At 72.9% G+C, this 24,037-nt stretch carries 19 protein-coding genes; 16 read left to right on the forward strand and 3 right to left on the reverse strand.

The annotated features are described in order from the left end of the window. Positions 1-92: 92 nt before the first annotated feature. The 7 genes from ACWEK3_RS23815 (at position 93) to holA (ending at position 9,019) form a co-directional block, all read left to right on the forward strand. Entirely contained in the window at positions 93-836 is a 744-nt protein-coding gene (locus ACWEK3_RS23815; RefSeq protein ID WP_450542971.1) for a hypothetical protein, read from the forward strand. 82 nt (positions 837-918) lie between these two features. Next, complete coding sequence (locus ACWEK3_RS23820; protein WP_390723955.1) at positions 919-1,764, forward strand: DegV family protein; 846 nt, start codon at positions 919-921, stop codon at positions 1,762-1,764. Between the two features lie 1,173 nt (positions 1,765-2,937). Continuing rightward, positions 2,938-3,813, forward strand: a complete 876-nt coding sequence (locus ACWEK3_RS23825; RefSeq protein WP_450542973.1) for a helix-hairpin-helix domain-containing protein — start codon at positions 2,938-2,940, stop codon at positions 3,811-3,813. A 110-nt stretch (positions 3,814-3,923) separates the two neighbouring features. After that, on the forward strand, positions 3,924-6,518 hold the full coding sequence (locus ACWEK3_RS23830) for a ComEC/Rec2 family competence protein (protein WP_453250570.1): 2,595 nt from the start codon (positions 3,924-3,926) through the stop codon (positions 6,516-6,518). A 207-nt stretch (positions 6,519-6,725) separates the two neighbouring features. Continuing rightward, on the forward strand, positions 6,726-7,607 hold the full coding sequence (locus tag ACWEK3_RS23835) for a YceI family protein (RefSeq protein ID WP_453250551.1): 882 nt from the start codon (positions 6,726-6,728) through the stop codon (positions 7,605-7,607). 68 nt (positions 7,608-7,675) lie between these two features. Next, positions 7,676-7,921: a hypothetical protein gene (locus ACWEK3_RS23840; RefSeq protein ID WP_450542977.1), complete on the forward strand. Its 246-nt coding sequence runs from the start codon at positions 7,676-7,678 to the stop codon at positions 7,919-7,921. Between the two features lie 108 nt (positions 7,922-8,029). Then, the gene (holA, locus tag ACWEK3_RS23845; RefSeq protein WP_450542979.1) at positions 8,030-9,019 is read left to right on the forward strand and encodes a DNA polymerase III subunit delta; all 990 of its coding nucleotides are present in this window, start codon (positions 8,030-8,032) and stop codon (positions 9,017-9,019) included. A gap of 259 nt (positions 9,020-9,278) precedes the next feature. Here holA and rpsT read toward each other — a convergent pair whose 3' ends face one another. Then, entirely contained in the window at positions 9,279-9,545 is a 267-nt protein-coding gene (gene rpsT, locus ACWEK3_RS23850) for a 30S ribosomal protein S20 (RefSeq protein WP_141361020.1), read from the reverse strand. 220 nt (positions 9,546-9,765) lie between these two features. Between rpsT and lepA the strand changes: the two genes are divergently transcribed. The 4 genes from lepA (at position 9,766) to hemW (ending at position 17,269) form a co-directional block, all read left to right on the forward strand. Further along, positions 9,766-11,634 (forward strand): translation elongation factor 4, encoded by a 1,869-nt coding sequence (gene lepA, locus ACWEK3_RS23855; RefSeq protein ID WP_390723959.1) that lies wholly within the window; start codon positions 9,766-9,768, stop codon positions 11,632-11,634. Between the two features lie 270 nt (positions 11,635-11,904). After that, positions 11,905-13,779, forward strand: a complete 1,875-nt coding sequence (locus ACWEK3_RS23860; protein ID WP_450542981.1) for an AMP-dependent synthetase/ligase — start codon at positions 11,905-11,907, stop codon at positions 13,777-13,779. Positions 13,780-14,008: 229 nt separating this feature from the next. After that, positions 14,009-15,955 (forward strand): SpoIIE family protein phosphatase, encoded by a 1,947-nt coding sequence (locus tag ACWEK3_RS23865; protein ID WP_453250552.1) that lies wholly within the window; start codon positions 14,009-14,011, stop codon positions 15,953-15,955. 81 nt (positions 15,956-16,036) lie between these two features. Next, positions 16,037-17,269 carry a radical SAM family heme chaperone HemW gene (hemW, locus tag ACWEK3_RS23870; protein WP_450542984.1) on the forward strand — a complete coding sequence of 411 codons (1,233 nt, stop codon included), beginning with the start codon at positions 16,037-16,039 and terminating at the stop codon, positions 17,267-17,269. Positions 17,270-17,303: 34 nt separating this feature from the next. Here hemW and ACWEK3_RS23875 read toward each other — a convergent pair whose 3' ends face one another. Both ACWEK3_RS23875 and ACWEK3_RS23880 read right to left on the reverse strand, forming a co-directional pair. Then, complete coding sequence (locus ACWEK3_RS23875) at positions 17,304-18,110, reverse strand: DUF3097 domain-containing protein (protein WP_383056973.1); 807 nt, start codon at positions 18,108-18,110, stop codon at positions 17,304-17,306. Between the two features lie 32 nt (positions 18,111-18,142). Then, positions 18,143-18,799 (reverse strand): MBL fold metallo-hydrolase, encoded by a 657-nt coding sequence (locus tag ACWEK3_RS23880; RefSeq protein ID WP_450542985.1) that lies wholly within the window; start codon positions 18,797-18,799, stop codon positions 18,143-18,145. 318 nt (positions 18,800-19,117) lie between these two features. Here ACWEK3_RS23880 and hrcA point away from each other — a divergent pair, with 318 nt between their 5' ends. From hrcA to ACWEK3_RS23905, 5 genes are all read left to right on the forward strand, one after another. Then, on the forward strand, positions 19,118-20,134 hold the full coding sequence (hrcA, locus tag ACWEK3_RS23885) for a heat-inducible transcriptional repressor HrcA (RefSeq protein WP_384173293.1): 1,017 nt from the start codon (positions 19,118-19,120) through the stop codon (positions 20,132-20,134). Beyond that, positions 20,135-21,271, forward strand: a complete 1,137-nt coding sequence (gene dnaJ, locus ACWEK3_RS23890) for a molecular chaperone DnaJ (protein ID WP_453250553.1) — start codon at positions 20,135-20,137, stop codon at positions 21,269-21,271. Between the two features lie 155 nt (positions 21,272-21,426). Further along, positions 21,427-22,515 carry a nitronate monooxygenase gene (locus ACWEK3_RS23895; protein ID WP_453250554.1) on the forward strand — a complete coding sequence of 363 codons (1,089 nt, stop codon included), beginning with the start codon at positions 21,427-21,429 and terminating at the stop codon, positions 22,513-22,515. Next, a complete protein-coding gene (locus ACWEK3_RS23900) occupies positions 22,512-23,252 on the forward strand; it encodes a 16S rRNA (uracil(1498)-N(3))-methyltransferase (RefSeq protein WP_450542989.1) in 741 nt (246 codons plus the stop codon). Before ACWEK3_RS23895 ends, ACWEK3_RS23900 begins: the two co-directional genes overlap by 4 nt. Before the next feature lie 146 nt (positions 23,253-23,398). Beyond that, on the forward strand, positions 23,399-23,929 hold the full coding sequence (locus ACWEK3_RS23905; protein ID WP_453250555.1) for a hypothetical protein: 531 nt from the start codon (positions 23,399-23,401) through the stop codon (positions 23,927-23,929). Positions 23,930-24,037: the final 108 nt, after the last annotated feature.

Genomic DNA, 24,037 nt, shown 5'->3' on the forward strand with positions numbered 1-24,037 from the left:
TTCGGGGTTCGTCTGGAACCCGGGGCCTGCCCGTTGCGTTTACCGTGGAGGGGCGGCGCGACCGGTGCCGCGCGAGCCGGAGGAGGAGCGCCGTGGAAACAGTCGTCACCGTCCTCGTCCTCCTCTTCGCGGTCTTCGTGGTGCTCGGCGCCTACGCCGCGGTGAAGGTGGTCGGGGCCGCCAAGCGCAGTGTGGACCGCACCATCACCCAGGCCCGCCGCACGGTCGAGGACCACACACTGCGGGCCAAGTCCTTCACCCAACTCGGCCCGGCGGGCGAACTGGCCCAGCTGCGGCTCACCCTGCGCACCTCGATGCGCGCCACCCAGGACGCCCTGTACGCGGGCGTGCACGAGGACGAGTCCCTCAAGGAGTCCATCGCCCTTTTCGAGCGGCTCAGCGTGCACGGGCGCGAACTCGAGGGCGACCTCAAGCGACTGGAGGCCGAGCCGGACCGGGCGACGCTCACCGAGCGGCTCCCGGCCCTGCGTGAACGCACCCAACGCATCACGGAATCGGCCGACTCCCTGCGCTGGGCGGCCCGCGACCGCGCCCGCCGCTTCGCCGACGACGACCTGGACACGCTGAGCGCCCAGATCGACGTGGAGGCCGGCGCGCTGCGCCACTGGACCAAGACCGAGCCGACCGAGCCGACGACCGAGCCGCCGAGCGGGCCGGCGACCGAGCCACCGGCCGCCGCGGGGGACTCGCGGACCTGGCCCGGGGCCCCGCGGCAGGCCTCCGCCGAGGAGCCGGCCCGGCCCGCCATCACCCCGTCGGGCCGTCGCCCCGTCTACCCCTGGCAGAAGAAGCCCCGGCCCGAGAGCACGACTTGAACACGGCCCGATCCGGCCACACGTGACCCGGTGAGAGGGGCTGGGCTGCCATCGGGGCACTACGGCAGGTAACCTCCAGTTCATGTCCCGCCATGTCGCGATCGTCACCGATTCAACGGCCTACCTGCCGCCGCGGACGATGGAGCGCCACGGCATCACCGCGGTTCCGCTGACCGTGGTCCTCGGCGACCAGGCACTCGAAGAGGGCACCGAGATCTCGACGCGTTCACTCGCCCAGGCGCTGCAGAAGCGGCGGCCCGTCACCACCTCGCGCCCCAGCCCCGAACTGTTCGCCGAGACCTACCGCAGGGTCGCGGCGTCCGGCGCGAGCGGCATCGTCTCCCTGCACCTGTCCGCGGAGCTCTCCGGCACGTACGACGCCGCGGTGCTCGCCGCGCGCGAGGCACCGGTGCCGGTACGGGTGGTGGACACGGGGATGGTCGCGATGGCGCTCGGCTTCTGCGCCCTGGCCGCGGCCGAGACCGCGGAGGCCGGCGGCACGGTGGACGAGGCGGTCGCGGCCGCCGAGAAACGTGCCGGGGGCACCTCCGCCTTCTTCTACGTCGACACCCTCGACTATCTGCGCCGGGGCGGCCGCATCGGCGCGGCGCAGGCGCTGCTGGGTTCCGCGCTCGCCGTGAAACCACTGCTCCAGTTGCAGGACGGCCGGATCGAACTCCTGGAGAAGGTGCGCACCGCCTCGAAGGCGATCGCCCGCCTGGAGGAGATCGTGGCCGAGCGCGCGGGCGGTGCCGACGTCGATGTCGCCGTCCACCATCTCGCGGCTCCCGAACGGGCGTCGGCCCTCGCGGACCGGCTGCGCACACGGGTGTCCGGCCTGGCCGACCTGCACGTCAGCGAGGTCGGGGCGGTCATCGGCGCGCACACCGGTCCGGGGCTGCTGGGGGTCGTGGTCTCGCCGCGCTGACCCGTACGGGTGAGTGAGTTGTCCACAACTGGGCAGTAGTCCCCGGAAATTGAGCAAGATCATCGCGAGTGTGCCGGGTTGCCGGATGCTCCTGGCATGGCACTTCGATCACGCTCACGCACAGCGGCGGCGACCAGCGGCCCGGGCCGGGCCCCCGACTCCGACGGCCGCACCCGGCACCGCCGCCCACCGGCCCGCCGGGGCTCCCACGCCTCGGCGGAGGACCTGCACCGGCGCGCGCAGGCGCTGTTCGCTGAACGCGCGGCGCGGGCCGGGGAGCCGGGCGGTGACTCCCGGGAGGTCGCGCGGAAGCACAAGACCGGTCCTGACCCGGTGCCGCCGATTCGGCCCCCTCGTCCCAGGCCGTCCTGGGCCACGGCGACGCCGGAGCGGACGGGCCGCCCACCAGACGCGGCGAGGGCGGCTGCGGCGGGTGGCACGGGGCCGGCTCCTGCGGGTGGTGAGGGTGCGATGGCCGGGGCCGACTTCGAGCGCGTTGGCGCGAGTGAGCCGAGCGTGGCGGCCGCGGGCTGGCTTGCGGTGGGCGGCGCGGACCCGAACGGCGTGGCCGATGTGGGACTTGGCGTTGTGGGGAAGTCGGGCGCGGCGGCCGTGGGCCCGCTTGCGGTGGGTGGCACGGCCCCGACTGTCCTGGCCGACGTCGTCACTGTCACGAGTGAGCCGAGCGTGGCGGCCGCGGGCTGGCTTGCGGTGGGCGGCGCGGACCCGAACGGCGTGGCCGATGTGGGACTTGGCGTTGTGGGGAAGTCGGGCGCGGCGGCCGTGGACCCGCTTGCGGTGGGTGGTACGGGCCCGACTGTCCTGGCCGACGTCGTCACTGTCACGAGTGAGCCGAGCGTGGCGGCCGCGGGTCCGCCTGCGGTGGATGGCACGGAGCCGACTGCCCTGGGCGACGGGGGTTTTGTCGCCGTGCGGGAGGTGGGCCCGGCCGCGGTGGTCGGTGGTGGGCTGGTTGGCGTGGGCCGGGCAGTCGCAGCCGGAGCATCTGCTGCCGCGGTGGGCGTGGGCCCGGCGGCCGTGGTCGGCGGCGGGGCGACTGGCATGGCCGGTGGCGGCCCGGCCGCAGTGTTCGATGTTGGCCCGGCTGCGGTCGTCGACGGGGGCTTGGCGGACCTGAGTCCGTCTGGCGCGGGCCGTGCGAACCCCGCTGCCATGAGCGAAGTTAGCTGCTCGACCGCGGCGGTTGGGGCGGGCCCGACGGCCCCGGGCCGGAGGGGCGCGGCCCATCCCGCTGTGCGGGGCGCCGTGGAGACGGGCAGCGGCGCCGAGACGGGGCTCGTGGGTCCTGCCGGGGTGCCGGACTGGCGGGAGCGGGCCGGGGCCGCGGTGCGCGAGCGGATGCCGTTGTGGTTGCAGACGCGGTGCGGGCTGGAGCGCAGGAACGTGGTGGCGCTCACCGTGCTGTTCGCCGTCGCCGCACTCCTCGCCGTACAGCACTTCTGGACCGGCCGTACGCAGACGGTCCAGGCACCCGAGGTGGTGCGTGCCGTGGCTCCCCACGAGAACCAGGGGCAGGACAAGGCCACCACGGCCGGAGCGCCGGTCACGGCGCGGGGCGCCCCGGCGTCTCCCGGCGCGGAGATCGTGGTGGACGTCAGCGGCAAGGTCCGGCGCCCCGGAATCCAGCGCCTGCCGGCCGGGTCGCGGGTAGCCGACGCAATCCAGGCGGCCGGCGGGGTGCGTCCCGGCACCAATACCGACGGCCTCAACCGGGCCCGCTTCCTGGCGGACGGCGAACAGGTCGTCGTCGGCGGCCCGGCCCCCGCCGCCGTACCCGAGGCGCCCGGGACGGGCGTCGCCGGCGCGGCCGGTACGGGTGCCGCGGGCACATCCACGGCCCCGGTCCCCCTCAACACGGCCACCGCTGACCAGTTGCAGACCCTGCCCGGCGTCGGTCCCGTACTGGCCCGGCGCATCATCGACTACCGCACGCAGCACGGCGGCTTCCGCTCGGTGGACCAACTGCGCGAGGTCAGCGGCATCGGCACGCGCCGCTTCGCCGATCTGCGGGACCTGGTCAGCCCGTGAACCCCGATACCGATACGGAGACCGGCACCGACGCCGAGCGAGGCCCCGCGCCTCCCGGCCGCCCCGCCCCCGCCGAGCCCCCATCCACCCCGACCCACCTCCGCCCGGCGGTGCACGCCGCCTCCGGCAAGCGGCTGGGAGACGCCCATCCCCGGCAGGAAGGCCCGGCAGACCTCCGGCTCGTCCCACCGGCACTCGCGGCCTGGGCTACGGCGGCCGTGGCGCTGGACGCCTCCACGGGCCGCGTGACCGGCTTCGTGACGGCCTGCCTCACCGCTGCCGCCGTACTCCTGGTAGGCCGACGACGCGGAAGCCGTGGAACCCCCACGGCAGGACAGCCGCCCGCCCCCACCGCCGGGCGGTCCCGGGCGCGTGCCTCCTGGGCGCGTACCTCCGCTGCCGCCGCGCTGCTCGGTGCCGCCGCGGCCGCCGTGTCCGCCGGGCTCCACGGGGCGGACGTGAGGCGCGGTCCGGTGCCCGCTCTGGCACGGCAGTTCGCCACGGTGACCGCCGAGGTGGAGCTGACCTCCGACCCCCGCCTCACCCGCCCCCGGATCCGCGGCGACCGCCAGGCACCTCCCTCCGTACGGATGGACGCCGAGGTGCTGCGCGTCGACCGTCCCGGCTCGGCGGCGGCCGTGGTGACCCGGACTCCGGTGCTGATCCTCGTCAACATCGGCTCGCAGACGGCGGACCGTGTCGGGGACCCGTCGGGAAGACCGGGACGCCCGACGGACGGGCACGACACGCACCCCGCGGAAGGGGCGCAGCTCTCGCCCTGGCTCGGGCTGCTGCCGTCCACGCGGCTGAAAGTGACCGCGCGGCTTGCGCCCCCGATCACAGGCGGCGACCGGATCGCGGCGGTCCTCCGGGTCCAGGACCGGGCGCCGCCCGAGGTGGTGGCGGAGCCGTCCGCGCCACAGCGGCTGGCGGGTCGGCTGCGCGCCGGGCTGCGGGCGGCGACCGACGGCCTGCCGTCGGACGCGCGGGCGCTGCTGCCGGGCCTGGTCGTCGGGGACACCTCGCGGATCACCCCCGAACTCGACGAGGCGTTCAAGGCGACGGACCTTACACACCTCCTGGCCGTCTCCGGGAGCAACCTCACCATCCTCCTCGTCCTGCTCCTTGGGCCACCGGGCCTGGCCCAGCGGGTGGAGCGCCGCGGCCTGGCGCCGCGGCTCGGCCTTCCCCTGCGCGGCACCGCGCTGTTCGGGGCGGCGCTCACCCTGGGGTTCGTGGTCGTGTGCCGGCCCGACCCGAGCGTGCTGCGGGCCGCGGCCTGCGGAGCGGTGGCGCTGCTCGCCCTCGCGACCGGGCGTCGCAGATCGCTGCTCCCGGCTCTGGCGACGGCCGTACTGCTGCTGGTGCTCTACGACCCGTGGCTGTCGCGCAGTTACGGCTTCCTGCTGTCGGTGCTGGCCACCGGAGCCCTGCTCACCCTCGCGCCCCGCTGGAGCGCGGCGCTGCAACGGCGCCGGGTCCCCGCCCGGGCGGCCGAGGCGCTGGCCGCGGCGGCCGCGGCGCAGGCGCTGTGCGCGCCCGTCGTCGCCGTGTTGTCGGCCCGGGTGAGTCTGGTGGCGGTGCCGTGCAACCTGCTCGCGGAGGCCGCCGTCGCGCCCGCCACCGTGCTGGGTTTCGCGGCGCTGGCGACGGCACCGTTGGCGATGCCAGTGGCGAAGGCGCTCGCCTGGTGCGCGAGTTGGCCCGCCGGGTGGATTGCGGACGTGGCCCGGACCGGGGCGGCCCAGCCCGGCGGGGGAGTGGACTGGCCGGACAACTGGACCGGGGCGCTGCTGCTGGCCCTCGTCACGGTGGCGGCCGTGCTCGTGGGCCGGTGGCTGCTGAGACACCCCTGGCTCTGCGGAGTCTGCGGGGCGCTGCTCCTGCTGGTGATCGTGCAGCCGCCGCCGCTGACCCGGGTGATCACCGGCTGGCCGCCGCCCGGCTGGCGGTTCGCGATGTGCGACGTGGGCCAGGGTGACGCGACGGTGCTCGCGGCGGGCCGCGGCGCCGGTGTGGTCGTGGACGCCGGACCCGACCCGGCACTGGTGGACCACTGCCTGCGCAAACTCGGCGTCACCAGGGTCCCGCTGGTCGTACTGACCCACTTCCACGCCGACCACGTGGCCGGCCTGCCGGGCGTACTGCGCGGACGCGCGGTGGGCGCGATCGAGACGACCGGGTACGAAGAACCCGCGCAGCAGGCCGAGTTCGTACGGAAGGAGGCGGCTCGCCGCGGCATCCCGCTCACCCGCGCCGGTGCCGGGGAGCAGCGCGGTACCGGTGACCTGACCTGGGAGGTGCTGTGGCCGCCTCCGTCCCCCGCACCGGACCCGGACGGACCCAACGACGCCAGCGTCACGCTGCTCGTCCACTCCGGCGGACTGCGCCTGCTGCTCCTGGGCGACCTCGAACCCCCGGCCCAGCAGGCGCTGTTGGACTCGCCGATGAGCGCGCGACTGGCGGGCGTGGACGTGCTCAAGGTCGCCCATCACGGCTCGGCGTACCAGAGCCCGGACCTGATACGCGTGGCGGCTCCGCGCCTGGCCCTGATCTCCTGCGGCGCGGACAACACCTACGGGCACCCGGCTCCTCCCACCGTCGCGGCCCTGCGCGCGTTGGGCGCGGTGGTGCTGCGCACGGACCGGGACGGGGCGCTCGCGGTGACCGGGGCGGGTGCGGGGGTGCGTGTGGCGCGGGACTGAACACCGGGGATGTGTGCCGACTGTGAGGGAAGTGAGGTGAAAATATTCATTTTCTATCAATGAAGGGCCAGTTGATGCGCCTTGTGCGTAGTCCCATGGCATGTGCCGGATTCTCGCGATGTGGGCTCGTGTTGCCTGGAATGCCCTGTTGGTGATCGAATACTTCTTCGGCAATGGAGATGTCGAGGCATGCATGGGGTGGCGTAGATGTTCGGCCGCTGGCTGGGAAACCGGACGAACCGGGTGCAACAGGCGAGTCCGCTCGCGGCGGTGCAGACCCCGCCCGACGCGGGGGTGTTGAGCTGCCGGGTGCTCGATCCGGTCAACGATCCGGTGGCGCATGCCGAGTTCACCGTCAGCGACGCCATGGGGCGCACGGTGGTCGGCGGCGGCACGGATCCCTACGGGTTGTTCCTGGCGACGGTGCCGGCGGGGGAGTACCGGCTCGCCATCTCCGCGGTGGGGTACACACCGCACCGGGCGACCGTGTTCGTCAGCGAGAACTCGCTGGCCCCGTTGGGCGATGTGACCCTCCAGGTCGCCCAGCCGCCGGAGCTGCCGGCGCCGGGCGACTGGGAGATAGAGGCGACGCACTCCTCGATCGGCTTCACCGCCCGGCACATCGGGCTGGCCCGGATTCACGGGCGGTTCAACTCCTTCGCGGGAGTGGTGCGGATCGCCGATCCCGTGGAGCGGTCCGCGATGCACGTGGTGATCGACGCGGCGTCCATCGACACGAACGTGCGGATGCGCGACGACCATCTGCGCTCGGCGGACTTCCTGGACGTGGCGAACTTCCCGACGCTCGAGTTCTACAGCGAGCGGTGCGTGCACAGGGGTGGCAGCCGATGGGCCGTCACCGGCGCGCTGTCGCTGCACGGGGTGACGCGTACGGTCACCCTCGACATGGAGTACCTCGGGCTCGGCAACGGCATAGAGGGCGAGGTGCGGGCGGCCTGCCGGGCCACCACCGAGCTGCACCGTGACGACTACACGGTCAGCTGGCAGACGATGCTGGCGCGAGGGATCGCCGTGGTCGGACCGACCATCCAGGTCGCCCTCGACGTGCAGCTCGTCGCCAAGGCCTGACGGCCGGCCGGGCACGGCCGTCAGGCGCCGCGGACCGCCGCCACGGCGGGGTGCCGGACAATGGCCCCGTGAGCGATGTGAGACACGTGCTGGTGCTGCCCGACCGCGATGCCGCGGAGGAGGCGGCGCAGGCGCTGGCGGAGCGGTTCGCGGTCGACGAGGAGCCGCGGATCGTCCGCGACGCGCTGGCCGGTGAGGACGACGCCGAGGACGCGCAGTGGCTCCTCGTCCTCCGGGACGAGGCGGAACGGCTCGATCCGGCAGAGCTGGACGCGTTCGCGGGGGAGTGGGAGGGCTGGCGCGAGGAGCCCTAGGCGGAGGAGGGCGGCAGGGCGGAGCCCTGCCAACCGACGACAACGCGGCGAGGCGACCGGTGCCATGTGCCGGGGGCGTTGTCAGTGGTCCGTGGGATGCTTGTCGCGATGGCCAGGAAGACTGCGAACGACGACCCTCTCGCCCCGGTGACGCTAGCCGTGGGGCAGGAGGACCTCCTGCTCGACCGTGCCGTGCGGGAGGTGGTGGCCGCCGCCAGGGCCGCCGACGCCGACACGGACGTACGGGATCTCACCCCGGACCAGTTGCAGCCCGGCACGCTCGCCGAGCTGACCAGTCCGTCGCTCTTCGCCGAGCGCAAGGTCGTGGTCGTACGCAACGCGCAGGACCTGTCGGCCGACACGGTCAAGGACGTCAAGGCGTATCTGGGGGCGCCCGCCGAGGAGATCACGCTGGTGCTGCTGCACGCGGGCGGTGCCAAGGGCAAGGGCCTGCTCGACGCGGCGCGCAAGGCCGGTGCGCGCGAGGTGGCCTGCCCGAAGATGACCAAGCCGGCCGACCGGCTCGCCTTCGTGCGGGGCGAGTTCCGCGGGCTCGGGCGTTCGGCCACACCGGAGGCGTGCCAGGCGCTGGTCGACGCGATCGGCAGCGATCTGCGGGAGCTGGCGTCGGCGGCGGCGCAGTTGGTCGCCGACATCGAGGGGACGATCGACGAGGCCGTCGTCGGCCGCTACTACACGGGGCGGGCCGAGGCGTCCAGCTTCACGGTCGCCGACCGGGCCGTCGAGGGGCGGGCGGCGGAGGCGCTGGAGGCGCTGCGGTGGTCGCTGGCCACCGGCGTGGCACCGGTGATGATCACCAGCGCGCTCGCCCAGGGCGTGCGGGCGATCGGGAAGCTGTCGTCCGCGCGCGGCGGCCGTCCGGCCGACCTGGCGCGGGAACTGGGCATGCCGCCCTGGAAGATCGACCGCGTCCGGCAGCAGATGCGCGGCTGGACCCCGGACGGCGTGGCCGTCGCCCTCCGTGCGGTGGCCGAGGCCGACGCGGGCGTCAAGGGCGGCGGAGACGACCCCGAGTACGCCCTGGAGAAGGCCGTGGTCATCATCGCCCGGGCGGCCCGTTCCAGAGGGCGCGGCTGAGACGGCCCGCGCCACCCCACCTCGAAGGCCCCGGCCTCCCTTCGCGTTCCGCGACACGCCGAAGACCCCGCCGCTCTCCCTGGGGAAAGGGAGTGCGGCGGGGCCTTCGGTTCACGCCGTTCGGTTCCGCGCCCGCGTGGCGAACGCAGGCCGCGCGCGGATCCGGGGGTGCCGGTCGGGGGCGGATGAGAGAGGGCCCGCCCTCAGTCCTTCCGGCCAAGTCGGATCCCGGAGGATCCGTTCAGATCAAGGAAGGGGCTCAGCCCTTGAGGGCCGTGACCTTGGTGGCCAGCGCCGACTTCTTGTTGGCGGCCGCGTTCTTGTGGATGACGCCCTTCGAGACGGCCTTGTCGAGCTGACGCGCGGCAGCGCGCTGGAGCTCGGTGGCCTTCTGGACGTCACCCGCGGCAGCGGCCTCGCGGGCCTTGCGGATCGCGGTCTTCAGAGAGGACTTGACGGCCTTGTTGCGCAGCCGGGCCTTCTCGTTGGTCTTGTTCCGCTTGATCTGGGACTTGATGTTCGCCACGAATGAGCCTTTTCAGGTTCTGGTACGGGGCCGCACGGGTCCCGCACCGGTGATTTCTTGAGTTGTGCCTCACGCGTAGAGGGCATGAGACACAGTCGCCCAGGCTACCAGCGGCCCGCTGGGCGGCCCAAACCGGCCGCCGGTCCCCACCCGTGGGACCATGGAAGCTACGTATCGTTCCGACCCGAGGCATAAGGCGCCTCAAGAAACAGGACCCTGCGTGCCCGCGACCCCTGACAACGTGCCCGAGCCGAGCCGTACCGCCCCGGCTCTGATCCGCAACTTCTGCATCATCGCGCACATCGACCACGGCAAGTCCACGCTCGCCGACCGGATGCTCCAGCTGACCGGGGTGGTCGAGCAGCGGCAGATGCGCGCTCAGTACCTCGACCGCATGGACATCGAGCGCGAGCGCGGCATCACGATCAAGTCCCAGGCGGTGCGCCTGCCGTGGGCCCCCACCCACGACCCCGGCAACACGCATATCCTCAACATGATCGACACCCCGGGGCACGTCGACTTCACCTACGAGGTCTCGCGGTCGCTCGCCGCCTGCGAGGGGACCGTCCTGCTCGTCGACGCGGCCCAGGGCATCGAGGCCCAGACCCTCGCCAACCTCTACCTGGCGATGGAGAACGACCTCACGATCATCCCGGTCCTCAACAAGATCGACCTGCCGGCCGCGCAGCCGGAGAAGTTCGCCGAGGAGCTGGCCAACCTCGTCGGCTGCGACCCCGACGACGTGCTGAAGGTCTCCGCCAAGACCGGCCTCGGCGTCGACGCGCTGCTCGACCGGGTGGTCAAGGAGATCCCGGCCCCGGTCGGCGTCGCCGACGCCCCCGCCCGCGCGATGATCTTCGACTCCGTCTACGACTCCTATCGCGGTGTCGTGACCTACGTCCGTGTAGTCGACGGTCAGCTCAACAAGCGCGAGCGGATCCGGATGATGTCCACCGGCGCCACCCACGAGCTGCTGGAGATCGGCACCAACTCCCCGGAGATGCTGCCGGCCGACGGCCTCGGCGTCGGCGAGGTGGGCTACCTGATCACCGGGGTGAAGGACGTCCGCCAGTCCAAGGTCGGTGACACCGTCACCAGCCAGCACAAGGGCGCCGAGGAGGCCCTGGGCGGCTACAAGGACCCCAAGCCGATGGTCTTCTCCGGCCTGTATCCGCTGGACGGCTCCGACTACCCCGAGCTGCGCGAGGCGCTGGACAAGCTCCAGCTCAACGACGCCGCCCTGGTCTACGAGCCGGAGACCTCCGCCGCCCTCGGGTTCGGCTTCCGCGTCGGCTTCCTCGGCCTGCTCCACCTGGACGTGATCCGCGAGCGGCTGGAGCGCGAGTTCGGGCTCGACCTGATCGCCACCGCCCCCAACGTGGTCTACCGCGTGCTGATGGAGGACGGCACCGAGCACACGGTCACCAACCCCAGTGAGTTCCCCGAGGGGAAGCTCGCCGAGGTGTACGAGCCCGTCGTGCGGGCCACGATCCTCGCGCCCACCGAGTTCATCGGCTCGATCATGGAACTGTGCCAGACCCGCCGCGGCACGCTGCTGGGCATGGACTACCTCTCCGAGGACCGCGTCGAGATCCGCTACACCCTCCCGCTCGCCGAGATCGTCTTCGACTTCTTCGACCAGCTGAAGTCCAAGACCCGCGGCTACGCCTCCCTCGACTACGAGCCCACAGGTGAGCAGAGCAGCTCCCTGGTCAAGGTCGACATCCTGCTGCACGGCGACAAGGTGGACGCCTTCTCGGCGATCACCCACAAGGACCAGGCGTACGCGTACGGCGTCCGGCTCGTCGCCAAGCTCAGGGAGCTGATCCCGCGGCAGAGCTTCGAGGTGCCCGTCCAGGCCGCCATCGGCTCCCGGGTGATCGCCCGCGAGACCATCCGCGCCATCCGCAAGGACGTCCTCGCCAAGTGCTACGGCGGTGACATCTCCCGTAAGCGGAAGCTGCTGGAGAAGCAGAAGGAGGGCAAGAAGCGCATGAAGATGGTGGGTTCCGTGGAGGTTCCCCAGGAGGCCTTCATCGCGGTGCTCTCCAGCGATGACAGCGCGGGGTCGGCCAAGGGCAAGAAGTGACCGCCCGGTAGCTCGGAACGTGCGGCCGTTACCCGGTGAACCGGGTGAAAAAGGGCCCGTCGTGCGAAAGCGCGGCGGGCCCCCGCGCATTCACGCGGTAGCTCTCTGTGGGAAGTCGCCGAGCGCTGCCTCTTACGCGGTGGCCGGTCGCACCTTAGTCTGATCCTGCTCGTTAGTTACTCGCGAGTTAAGCAATAGCCCGAACCACCACACGTGAGTCACCCCAGCCGCAAAGAGCCAGCCGCATTGTCGCGGGCCCCGGAGGATGTCGTGAGCGACGCACAGACCCTGATCGAGAACCGTCCGCCGTCCGTGGCGGCCCTCTTCCTGGAGCGTGTGGCGGCCACACCGGACGCCGAGGCCTACCGCTACCCCGTACCCGCGGCATCCGGCGCGGGCCCGGACGACTGGAAGTCGCTGAGCTGGGCGCAGTCCGCCGAGCGGGTCTACGCGATCGCGGCCGGACTCATCGAACTGGGCGTGCGGCCGGAGGAGCGGGTCGCGCTCGCCTCCTCCACCCGCGTGGAGTGGCTGCTGGCCGACCTCGGCATCATGTGCGCGGGCGCGGCCACGACCACGGTCTACCCGCAGACCAACGCCGGCGAGTCGGCCTTCATCCTCTCCGACTCCCAGAGCAGGGTGCTCATCGCGGAGAACGCCGAGCAGCTCGCCAAGGCCGAGGGGAAGCGCGCCGAGCTGCCCGAGCTGCACCACGTCGTCGTCATCGACGCGGACGGCGTCGAGACCGGCGACCGGGTGCTCAGCCTGGCCGAGCTGGAGCGGCGCGGCGCCGCGTACCTGGGCGAGCACCCCGAGCTGATCAAGGAGCGGGTCGGCGCGATCACCAAGGACCAGCTCGCCACCCTCATCTACACCTCCGGCACCACCGGCCGCCCCAAGGGCGTTCGGCTGCCGCACGACAACTGGTCGTACATGGCCAAGGCCATCGCCGCCACCGGGCTGGTCGGCGCCGACGACGTGCAGTACCTGTGGCTGCCGCTCGCGCACGTCTTCGGCAAGGTCCTCACCTCCGGCCAGATCGAGGTCGGGCACGTCGCCGCCGTGGACGGCCGCGTGGACAAGATCATCGAGAATCTTCCGGTCGTCCAGCCGACCTATATGGCGGCCGTCCCGCGCATCTTCGAGAAGGTCTACAACGGCGTCGCCGCCAAGGCGCGCGCCGGCGGCCCGGCCAAGTACAAGATCTTCCAGTGGGCCGCCGAGGTCGCCCGCGAGTACGCCAAGGTCACCCAGGACAACTTCAAGCGCACCGGCACCCGCTCCGCGCCCTTCGCCCTGGCCGCCAAGCACAAGGTCGCCGACGCGCTCGTCTACGCCAAGATCCGCGAGGCCTTCGGCGGCCGGCTGCGCGCCTGCGTCTCGGGCAGCGCCGCCCTCGCCCCGGAGATCGGCTACTTCTTCGCCGGCGCCGGCATCCACATCCTGGAGGGCTACGGCCTCACCGAGTCCTCCGCCGCCTCCTTCGTCAACCCCGGCGAGGCCTACCGCACCGGCACGGTCGGCAAGCCGCTGCCCGGCACCGAGGTGCGCATCGCGGACGACGGCGAGATCCTGCTGCGCGGCCCCGGCATCATGGAGGGCTATCACAAGCTGCCCGAGCAGACCGCCGAGGTGCTGGAGGCCGACGGCTGGTTCCACACCGGCGACATCGGCGAGCTCTCCCCGGACGGCTATCTGCGCATCACCGACCGCAAGAAGGACCTCATCAAGACCTCCGGCGGCAAGTACATCGCGCCCGCCGAGGTCGAGGGCCAGTTCAAGGCGGTGTGCCCGTACGTCTCCAACATCCTCGTGCACGGCGCCGCCCGGAACTTCTGCACCGCGCTGATCGCCCTCGACGAGCTCGCGATCATGGAGTGGGCCAAGGAGAACGGCCTGGAGGGCAGGCCGTACGCCGAGGTCGTCGCCGCGCCGCGGACGGTCGAGATGGTCGACGGCTACGTCAGGCAGCTCAACGAGGGCCTGCAGCGCTGGCAGACCATCAAGAAGTTCCGCCTGCTGCCGCGCGACCTCGACGTCGAGCACGGCGAGATCACCCCGAGCCTGAAGCTGAAGCGGCCCGTGGTGGAGCGGGAGTACCAGCACCTGATCGACGAGATGTACGCGGGCGCGCGGGAGGCGTGATCGCTGAGCCGGCCCGGCCGGTGAACTCCCCGCGCGCCTCGGGTGCGCGGGGAACGATCACGAATACGTTCACGGGCATTCGGATCTGTCCGTCTTTGATCACTCCGGTAGTGCAGTCCTCATACAAGGCGACACACTTCGGTAACTCCTTGCTTATGGGCGCGGTCGGTCTGTCACCCTGTCGGCGTTGACCGAAACCGATTCGTCCGGACCGCCCGGGGAGCCGCAGATGGGGGCCATTCCCACGCAGCGGGAGACCGCTTCCTGTGCCTCCGGGGTACCCGCGCACGCGTCCGGCGCGGCCGGGCACGCCGCGGGGGCGTGCCCGCGGACCCACGCGGTACTGCCCGGGGGCTCCCTCGCGCCCCGCTCCGCCCGCGCGGTGCTGCGCTCCGCGCTGGCCGAGTGGAAGGACCTCGGGTTCGAGATCGGGGAGCGACTGGCCGAGGACGTCCTGGTCGTGGTCAGCGAACTGGTCACCAACGCCGTCGTGCACGCGGGCACCGACGTCGAGCTGACCTGCCGGCTGGAGCCGGAGACCGGCGCCTGCGTGGTCGAGGTGTGCGACCACCACCCCTCGCGCGCCCCCCACGATCACGGCTCCAGGACACCGCACGAAACCTCGGAGTACGGCCGCGGCCTGCGGCTGGTCGCGACGCTCTGCGAGGAGTGGGGCGTCACCTACCGGACCGGCGCCAAGACGGTGTGGGCGCGGCTGGCCGCTGAGGCCGGCCCGGCGGAGGAGGACGAGCAGGCGGCGTACGGCGCGGAACGCGGGCTCGGCATCGCCGAGGTCCTCGCGCCCGAGCCGCAGCGCGCCGGGCGGGACCGGGACTGGCTGGGGCGCGGCGCGCTGTCCTTCCTCGCGGAGGCCTCCGACCTGCTCGCCGGACAGCTCGACGAGGACCTGGTCGCCTCGCTCACCGGACAGCTGCTCGTGCCCCGGCTCGCCGACTGGTGCGCGGTGTGGCTGGAGGACGAGTCCACCGGTCGGTGGGCGGCCTCGCGCTGGGGCGAGGGCGGCGGAGGCTGGAACGGAGGGACCGGCGCGGCCGGGCCGCGGCTCGCCCGTGTCTGGCACGGCAGCGAGAGCCGGATCGAGGAACTGCGCCGTGCCCTGGAGAAGGACCCGCCGCGCCCCACCGACGGCCTGCGGTCAGGGCCCGTCGCCTATCCCTGGCCCGGGGAGGCCCTCGGCCCGCACGCGGCCCACGGCGCGGCGCTGGCGTACCGCCTGATCGCGGGCGGCCGTCCGCTGGGCACGCTGGTCATCGGGCGGACCGGGCTGCTCCGCTTCCCCGACGAGGTCACCGGGCTGGTCGAGGACCTCAGCCGCCGGGTCGCCCTCGCCATCGGCGCGGCCCGGCAGTACGCCCGCCAGGCCACCATCAGCGCCGTGCTCCAGCGCGGCCTGCTTCCCGGCGCGGTCGCCGAGATCCCCGGTCTGCGCAGCGCGCTGGTGTACGAGCCGTGCGACAAGGGCGGTCCGAGCGGCGACTTCTACGACCTCTTCCCGGCCGGCGACGGCCGCTGGTGCTTCGCCGTCGGCGACGTGCAGGGCAAGGGCCCCGAGGCCGCCGTGGTCATCGGGCTCGCCCGCCCCTGGCTGCGGCTGCTGGCCCGCGAGGGCTACGGCGTCGCCGACGTCCTGGACCGCCTCAACCAGCTCCTCCTCGACGACGCCACCGAGGCCGCCGACGCCGCCGCGCGCGTCCTGGTGGCGGCCGGCGGACGGACCCCGGTGCCCGGCGACACCCAGACCCGGTTCCTGTCCCTGCTGTACGGCGAGCTGGTCCCCTTCGACGGGGGCGTGCGCTGCACCCTCGCCTCCGCCGGGCATCCGCTGCCGCTGGTCCTCGGGCGCGAGGGCGGCGTCCGTACGGCGGCCCGGCCGCAGGCGCTGCTCGGGGTGATCGAGGACGAGACGTACGCCTGCGAGACCTTCGAGCTGCGGCCCGGCGACACCCTGCTGTGCGTCACCGACGGCGTCACCGAGCGGCGCTCCGGCTCCCGCCAGTTCGACGACGGGGACGGCCTCGCCACGGCCCTCGCCGGCTGCGCCGGACTCGACGCGGAACCGATCGCCGAACGCATCCGCCGCCTCGTACACGACTTCGGCACGGGCCCACCGGAGGACGACCTGGCCCTGCTGGTACTCCAGGCCGAACGCGACTGACAGAACACCGGCGCCCAAGAAACCGCCCCGCCCCAGCCGCCGGGCCCCGGGCTTCGCCCGGGGTGCTGGACAATGGGAGGTATGCCTTCCGCACTTCCCGATGGTGAGTCCGTTCCCGATGACGGTGCGCTGCCTGTGGGCGCGCTCGCCGGGGCGGCCGACCGGCCTCTCGGGTTCTATCTGCACGTCCCCTACTGCGCGACCCGCTGCGGCTACTGCGACTTCAACACGTACACCGCCACCGAACTGCGCGGCACCGGCGGGGTGCTCGCGTCCCGTGACAACTACGCCGGGACGCTGACCGACGAGGTCCGCCTCGCCCGCAAGGTGCTCGGCGACGACCCGCGCGAGGTCCGCACGGTCTTCGTCGGCGGCGGCACGCCCACGCTGCTGGCCGCGGACGACCTGGTGCGGATGCTGGGGGCGATCCGCGACGAGTTCGGCCTCGCGGCCGACGCCGAGATCACGACGGAGGCCAACCCGGAGTCCGTCGACCCGGCCTACCTGGCCACGCTCCGCGAGGGCGGCTTCAACCGGATCTCCTTCGGCATGCAGAGCGCCCGGCAGCACGTGCTGAAGATCCTCGACCGCACGCACACCCCCGGCCGCCCCGAGGCCTGTGTGGCCGAGGCCCGCGCCGCCGGCTTCGAGCACGTCAACCTCGACCTGATCTACGGCACCCCTGGCGAGTCCGACGACGACTGGCGGGCCTCGCTGGACGCGGCCCTCGGCGCCGGCCCCGACCATGTCTCGGCGTACGCCCTGATCGTGGAGGAGGGCACCCAGCTCGCCCGCCGGATCCGGCGCGGGGAGATCCCGATGACGGACGACGACGTGCACGCCGACCGCTACCTGATCGCCGAGGAGACGCTGACCGCGGCGGGCTTCGAGTGGTACGAGGTGTCCAACTGGGCCACCTCGGAAGCCGGCCGTTGCCTGCACAACGAGCTGTACTGGCGCGGCGCCGACTGGTGGGGCGCCGGACCCGGCGCGCACAGCCACGTGGGGGGCGTGCGCTGGTGGAACGTGAAGCATCCGGGGACGTACGCGGCAGCCCTGGCGGCCGGCCGCTCCCCGGGCGCCGGAAGGGAACTCCTCACGGAGGAGGACCGCCGGGTGGAGCGCATCCTGCTGGAACTGCGGCTGCGTGAGGGCGTCCCGCTGGACCTGCTGCGCCCGGACGGACTGGCCGCGTCCCGGCGCGCGCTGTCCGACGGGCTGCTCCAGGAGGGGCCGTACGAGGCGGGGCGCGCCGTGCTCACCCTGCGGGGCCGGCTGCTGGCGGACGCGGTGGTGCGGGACCTGGTGGACTGAGGCGCCCGGAGCGCCCGGAGCCGGACCCGAGCGGCTACTCGGGCTGGACGGTGACGAAGTCGATCAGCTGCTCGACCCGGCCCAGCAGCTCCGGTTGCAGGTCCTTGTAGGACCGCACGTGGGACAGGATCCCCTTCCAGGCCGCGCCCGTGTTCTCCGGCCAGCCCAGGGCGCGGCACACGCCCGTCTTCCAGTCCTGGCCGCGCGGGACGCGGGGCCAGGACCCGATCCCGAGCGAGGACGGCTTCACGGCCTCCCAGACGTCGATGTACGGGTGGCCGACCACCAGCGCGTGCTCGCTGGTCACCGACTCGGCGATGCGCCACTCCTTGCTGCCGGGGACCAGGTGGTCCACGAGGACGCCGAGGCGGGCGTCCGGACCGGGCGCGAACGCCTCGACGATCGCCGGCAGGTCGTCGACGCCTTCCAGGTACTCCACGACCACGCCCTCGACGCGCAGGTCGTCGCCCCACACCTTCTCGACCAGTTCGGCGTCGTGCCGGCCCTCGACGTAGATGCGGCCGGCGCGGGCCACGCGCGCGCGTGCCTCGGGCACGGCGACCGAACCGGATGCCGTACGGGTGGGCCGTACCGGGCCGGACGACGGCTTCACCAGGGTGACCACCCGGCCCTCCAGCAGGAAGCCGCCGGGTGCGAGCGGGAACACCCGGTGCTTGCCGAAACGGTCCTCCAGCGTCACCGTGCCCGCCTCGCAGCGGATCACCGCCCCGCAGAAGCCCGTCCCGGGCTCCTCCACGACCAGACCCGGCTCGGCGGAAACCTCCGGCACGGTCCGCGGCTTCTTCCAGGGAGGAGTGAGGTCGGGCGAGTACTGGCGCATTCGAGTGACGATATGGACAGGCCCGTGTCCGATCAGGGCGACACGCCGAAGCGCGCGGCCAGGGCGTCCCGCTGGGCGCGGACGAAGGCGGCGTCCACCACCGCTCCGTGACCGGGGACGTACAGCGCGTCCTCGCCGCCGAGCGCCAGCAGTTGGTCGAGGGCGGCTGGCCACCGGGACGGCACGGCGTCCGGGCCGGCCTGGGGCTCGCCGGACTCCTCGACCAGGTCCCCGCAGAACACCACCGGCTGCTCGCCCGGCACCACCACGGCGAGGTCGTGCCCCGTGTGGCCCGGACCCACGTTCACCAGCAGCGCCTCCCGCCCGCCGCCGAGCCGCAGGCTCAGCCGGTCGCCGACCTCGCGGCCGGGGCGTACCAGCGCGTCCGCCGCCTCGCGTGCCGCCCCCGCGTCCAGCCCGTGGCGCATCGCGTCCGCGCGCAGTTCCTCGCGCCCGCCGGTGAACACGGCGGCCGCGCCCGCGGCGGCGAACACCTCCGCGCCGGTGAACTCGGCGGCCCCGAAGACGTGGTCGAAGTGCGGGTGGGTGAGCGCGAGAAGTGTCACACGGCCACCGGAGAGCTCCCGCGCCCGCGCGCACAACCGCGCGCCCTCCGCGCGGCTCGACCCCGCGTCGACCATCAGCGCGGCGTCCGCCCCGACGACGAGCCCGGCCGTGCAGTCCCACACCGGAAGGCGGCACCGCCCGACGCCGTCCGCCAGCCGTTCCCATTCCAGTTCGTCCCGAGGCTCTTCCCGAGGTGCGTCCCTAGGCTCTTTACGAGGTTCTTCCCGACCAGCCGTCATACGGCGACGCTAGTCGCGACCGCGGCCGGGTACGACATCCTGGCCGATCCCGGGTGATCCCGGTCCCGACCTCGTAGTCCGTCGCGGCCCGGCCTTGCCGGGGGCGTACCCGGCGGCCGTACACTGGGCCGGGTAGAGCTGGCACTCGTATGCGCAGAGTGCCAGGCGGGTGGCCGAGGAACGACCCTGGAGGTGTGCGCGATGCTCAGCGAGCGGCGGCTTCAGGTGCTGCGCGCCATCGTCCAGGACTACGTCGGCACCGAGGAGCCGGTGGGCTCCAAGGCCCTCACCGAGCGGCACAGCCTGGGCGTCTCACCGGCCACGGTCCGCAACGACATGGCGGCCCTGGAGGACGAGGGCTACATCGCCCAGCCGCACACCAGTGCCGGCCGTATCCCCACCGACAAGGGGTACCGCCTGTTCGTCGACAAGCTGGCCGAGGTCAAGCCGATGACCGCGCCCGAGCGGCGCGCCATCCAGAACTTCCTCGACGGCGCCGTCGACCTCGACGACGTGGTGGCCCGCACGGTACGGCTGCTCGCCCAGCTGACCCGGCAGGTCGCCGTCGTGCAGTACCCGTCGCTGACCCGTTCGACCGTGCGGCACGTGGAGCTGCTGGCCCTCGCGCCCGCGCGGGTGATGCTCGTGCTGATCACGGACACCGGCCGGGTCGAGCAGCGGATGGTGGACTGCCCGGCGCCCTTCGGGGAGACCTCCCTGGCCGACCTGAGGGCGCGGCTGAACAGCCGGGTCGCGGGGCGCCGTTTCACGGACGTCCCACACCTCGTGGAGGACCTGCCCGACGGCTTCGACGTCGAGGACCGGGGTACCGTCTCGACCGTGCTCTCCACCCTCCTGGAGACGCTCGTCGAGGAGAACGAGGAGCGGCTGGTCATCGGCGGCACCGCCAACCTGACCCGCTTCGCGCACGACTTCCCGCTCACGATCCGGCCCGTTCTGGAGGCGCTGGAGGAGCAGGTCGTGATGCTGAGGCTGCTCGGTGAGACGCAGAATCCGGGCATGACCGTGCGCATCGGTCACGAGAACGCCCACGAAGGACTCAACTCCACGTCCATCGTGTCGGTCGGCTACGGTTCGGGCGGCGAGGCAGTGGCCAAGCTCGGCGTGGTCGGACCGACCCGCATGGATTACCCGGGAACGATGGGAGCGGTACGCGCAGTGGCACGGTACGTCGGACAGATCCTGGCGGAGTCGTAGGTGGCCACGGACTACTACGCCGTTCTCGGCGTGCGCCGTGACGCGTCGCAGGAAGAGATCAAGAAGGCCTTCCGGCGGCTCGCGCGCGAGCTGCACCCGGACGTCAACCCGGATCCCAAGACCCAGGAGCGGTTCAAGGAGATCAACGCCGCTTACGAGGTGCTCTCCGACCCGCAGAAGAAGCAGGTCTACGATCTCGGCGGCGACCCCCTCTCGCAGGCCGGCGCGGCCGGCGCGAGCGGCTTCGGGGCCGGTTCCTTCGGGAACTTCTCCGACATCATGGACGCCTTCTTCGGCACGGCGTCGCAGCGCGGACCGCGTTCGCGCACGCGCCGGGGCCAGGACGCGATGATCCGGCTCGAGGTCGAGCTGGACGAGGCGGCCTTCGGCACCACGAAGGACATCCAGGTCGACACGGCCGTCGTCTGCAGCACGTGCAGCGGCGAGGGCGCGGCTCCGGGCACGACCGCACAGACGTGCGACATGTGCCGCGGCCGGGGTGAGGTCTCGCAGGTCACCCGGTCCTTCCTGGGCCAGGTCATGACGTCGCGTCCGTGCCCCCAGTGCCAGGGCTTCGGCACGGTGGTGCCCACCCCGTGCCCGGAGTGCGCCGGCGACGGCCGCATCCGCGCCCGCCGCACCCTGACCGTGAAGATCCCGGCCGGGGTCGACAACGGCACGCGCATCCAGCTCGCGGGCGAGGGCGAGGTCGGCCCCGGCGGCGGTCCGGCCGGCGACCTGTACGTCGAGATCCACGAGCTGCCGCACTCGACGTTCCAGCGGCGCGGCGACGACCTGCACTGCACGGTCACCATCCCGATGACCGCGGCGGCCCTCGGCACCAAGGTGCCGCTGGAGACCCTGGACGGCCTGGAGGAGGTCGACATCCGCCCGGGCACCCAGTCCGGCCAGTCGATCCCGCTGCACGGCCGCGGCGTCACGCACCTGCGCGGCGGCGGCCGGGGCGACCTCATCGTCCACGTCGAGGTCCAGACCCCGACCAAGCTCGACCCCGAGCAGGAACGCCTGCTGCGCGAGCTCTCCAAGCTGCGCGGCGAGGAACGCCCGCAGGGGCAGTTCCAGCCAGGGCAGCAGGGCTTGTTCTCGCGGTTGAAGGACGCGTTCAACGGTCGCTGACGCGGGGGCTGGAGCGGCCGGGGGTTCCGGGGGCTGCCCCCGGCAGGCACAGCCAGCCGGGGCAGCAAGGTGGTTGGCCCGGAAGGGATTCCTCCGGCATATGCCAGAGGTCGCCCGGATTCGGACTCGTCAGGGGGACGTGACAACATGCCGTCATGTCCTCCGCACTGACCGATCTCTTCCCGCACCCGATCGTGCAGGCGCCGATGGCGGGCGGTCCCGCGGTGCCGCCGCTCGCCGCGGCGGTTTCCGATGCCGGCGGACTGGGATTCCTCGCCGCCGGTTACAAGACCGCCGACGGCATGTACCAGGAGATCAAGCAGCTGCGCGGACTGACCGGCCGCCCCTTCGGCGTCAACGTGTTCATGCCGCAGCCGGAGAGCGCCGAGACCGGCGCCGTCGACCTCTACGCCCACCAGCTCGCCGGCGAGCCCGGCTGGTACGAGACCGAACTCGGCGACCCGGAGTCCGGACGCGACGACGGCTACGACGCCAAGCTCGCCGTGCTCCTGGAAGACCCGGTGCCCGTCGTCTCCTTCCACTTCGGCGTGCCCGCCCCCGAGGTCGTGGACTCCCTGCACCGGGTCGGCACCTTCGTCCTCGCCACCGCAACCACCACCGAGGAGGCGCTCGCCGTGGACCGCTCGGGCGCGGACGCGGTGATCGCCCAGGGCGTGGAGGCGGGCGGCCACCAGGGCACCCACCGCGACCTGCCGGAACAGAACGGCGCCGGGAACGGCGTGCTCTCGCTCGTCGCGCAGATCCGCGAGGCGGTCGCGCTGCCGATCATCGCCACGGGCGGCATCATGCGCGGCAGCCAGATCGCCGCCGTGCTCGCGGCGGGCGCCCGCGCAGCCCAGCTCGGCACGGCCTTCCTCGTCACCCCCGAGTCCGGCGCGCACGACCTGCACAAGCAGGCGCTCACCGACCCGGTGTTCCCGCGTACGGAGCTGACCCGGGCGTTCTCCGGGCGGCCGGCCCGCGGACTGGTCAACCGCTTCATGCGGGAGCACGGCCCGTACGCGCCCGCCGCCTACCCGGAGGTCCACCACCTCACCGCGCCGCTGCGCAAGGCGGCCGCCAAGGCGAAGGACGCGCAGGGCATGGCGCTGTGGGCGGGCCAGGGCCACCGGATGGCACGCGAGCTGCCCGCCGGGCAGCTGGTGGAGGTGCTGCTCGCCGAACTCAACGCCGCACGGGCGGCGTTGGCGGCCGGTTTTGCGGCAGGAGGTGACGCGCGATGACCGCGCCGGTGTTCGTCGTGGACGAACTGAAGACAATCGGATCGGAGTTCGTGCTGGAGGGCCCCGAGGGGCGGCACGCGGTCTCGGTCAAGCGGCTGCGGCCGGGCGAGGACGTGGTGCTCACCGACGGCCGCGGGCGCTGGATCGAGGGCGTGGTCAAGGCCGCCGAGGGCAAGGACCGGCTGGTGGTCTCGGACTTGGCGTCCCTCGTCGAGGAACCGCCGGAGTCCCCCCGTATCACCGTCGTCCAGGCCCTGCCCAAGGGCGACCGCGGCGAACTCGCCGTGGAGACCATGACCGAGGTCGGCGTGGACGCGATCGTGCCGTGGGCCGCCTCCCGCTGCATCACGCAGTGGAAGGGCGACCGGGGTCTGAAGGCGCTCGGCAAGTGGCGCGCGACCGCCCGCGAGGCCGGCAAGCAGTCCCGACGGGTGCGCTTCCCGGAGGTCGCGGACGCGGCGACGACCAAACAGGTTGCCGCACTTCTGGCCGAAGCGGACTTCGCCGCCGTGCTCCACGAGAGCGGCGAGGAACGCCTGGCCACCGTCGAACTCCCCGCCCTGGGCGACATCGTGCTGGTCGTCGGCCCCGAAGGCGGGGTGTCGCCGGAGGAGTTGGCGCAGTTCCGGGACGCGGGGGCGAAGGCGTACGTGCTCGGCCCGACCGTGCTGCGCACCTCCACCGCCGGCACGGCGGCCGCCGCCCTGCTGCTGGGCCGTACCGGCCGCTGGTCCTGACCGGAAGGGCCGCATGAGCGCGGGCGCGCGCGGCGCGCGTGTGGCCGTATGCGCTCTACCGCGCCGGGCGTGGCGGTGGCAGGCTGCCGTACATGGGGGCATTGAGGCGGATTCGGCACCTGCCGCGCGGGCGGCGGGTGAGGGCCGTGGCGGTGCTCGCGGTGGTCGCCGCGGGCGGGGCCGTCGCATGTGTACCCGGCGGGCTCAACGCCGCGTCGGCGGCGTCCACGACCGACGTGACGGCGACGGCAGAGCTGAACCGGCGTCACACGTCGGTGAGTTGGCTCAGCTGCATAGGCAGGGACGACGACGGCGGACGGACGCGCACGGCGGGAAACCCGGGGAACCAGTCACCGTCGGCGTCCGAGACCACCGTGGTCACCGTGGACTGCCAGGGGGAGGCGAAGGACGGCCGGAAGATCTCCGTCACCGGGAAGGTCACCCGGGCCGTCGACGGAGCCTGTGTGCGCGGGGACCTGACCGCCAAGGTGGGCGGCAGGGTCTTGTTCCACGTGGGCGGCCTCGGCAACTGCGGCGCCACGACCGCGCCGACGTACCGGCCGCCCGTCACCTACCGGCCGACCCGCGGTCAGCCGGAGCCGGGGGTCACGGTGACCGTCACACGGACTATCTGGTGCCAGGGTGATCCCACCTGCTGGCCCGTCCGGGGCAAGTGAGGCCGCACCGCCGCCGGTTCGCGTGCGGGGGGAGCCATCCGACCCCTGTCCGTCGCCGTCGCCCCTGCGTAGGGTGATCACGTGACTCAGCCCGCATCGTCTCCGTCG

The organism is Streptomyces sp. NPDC004721, assembly GCF_053601495.1.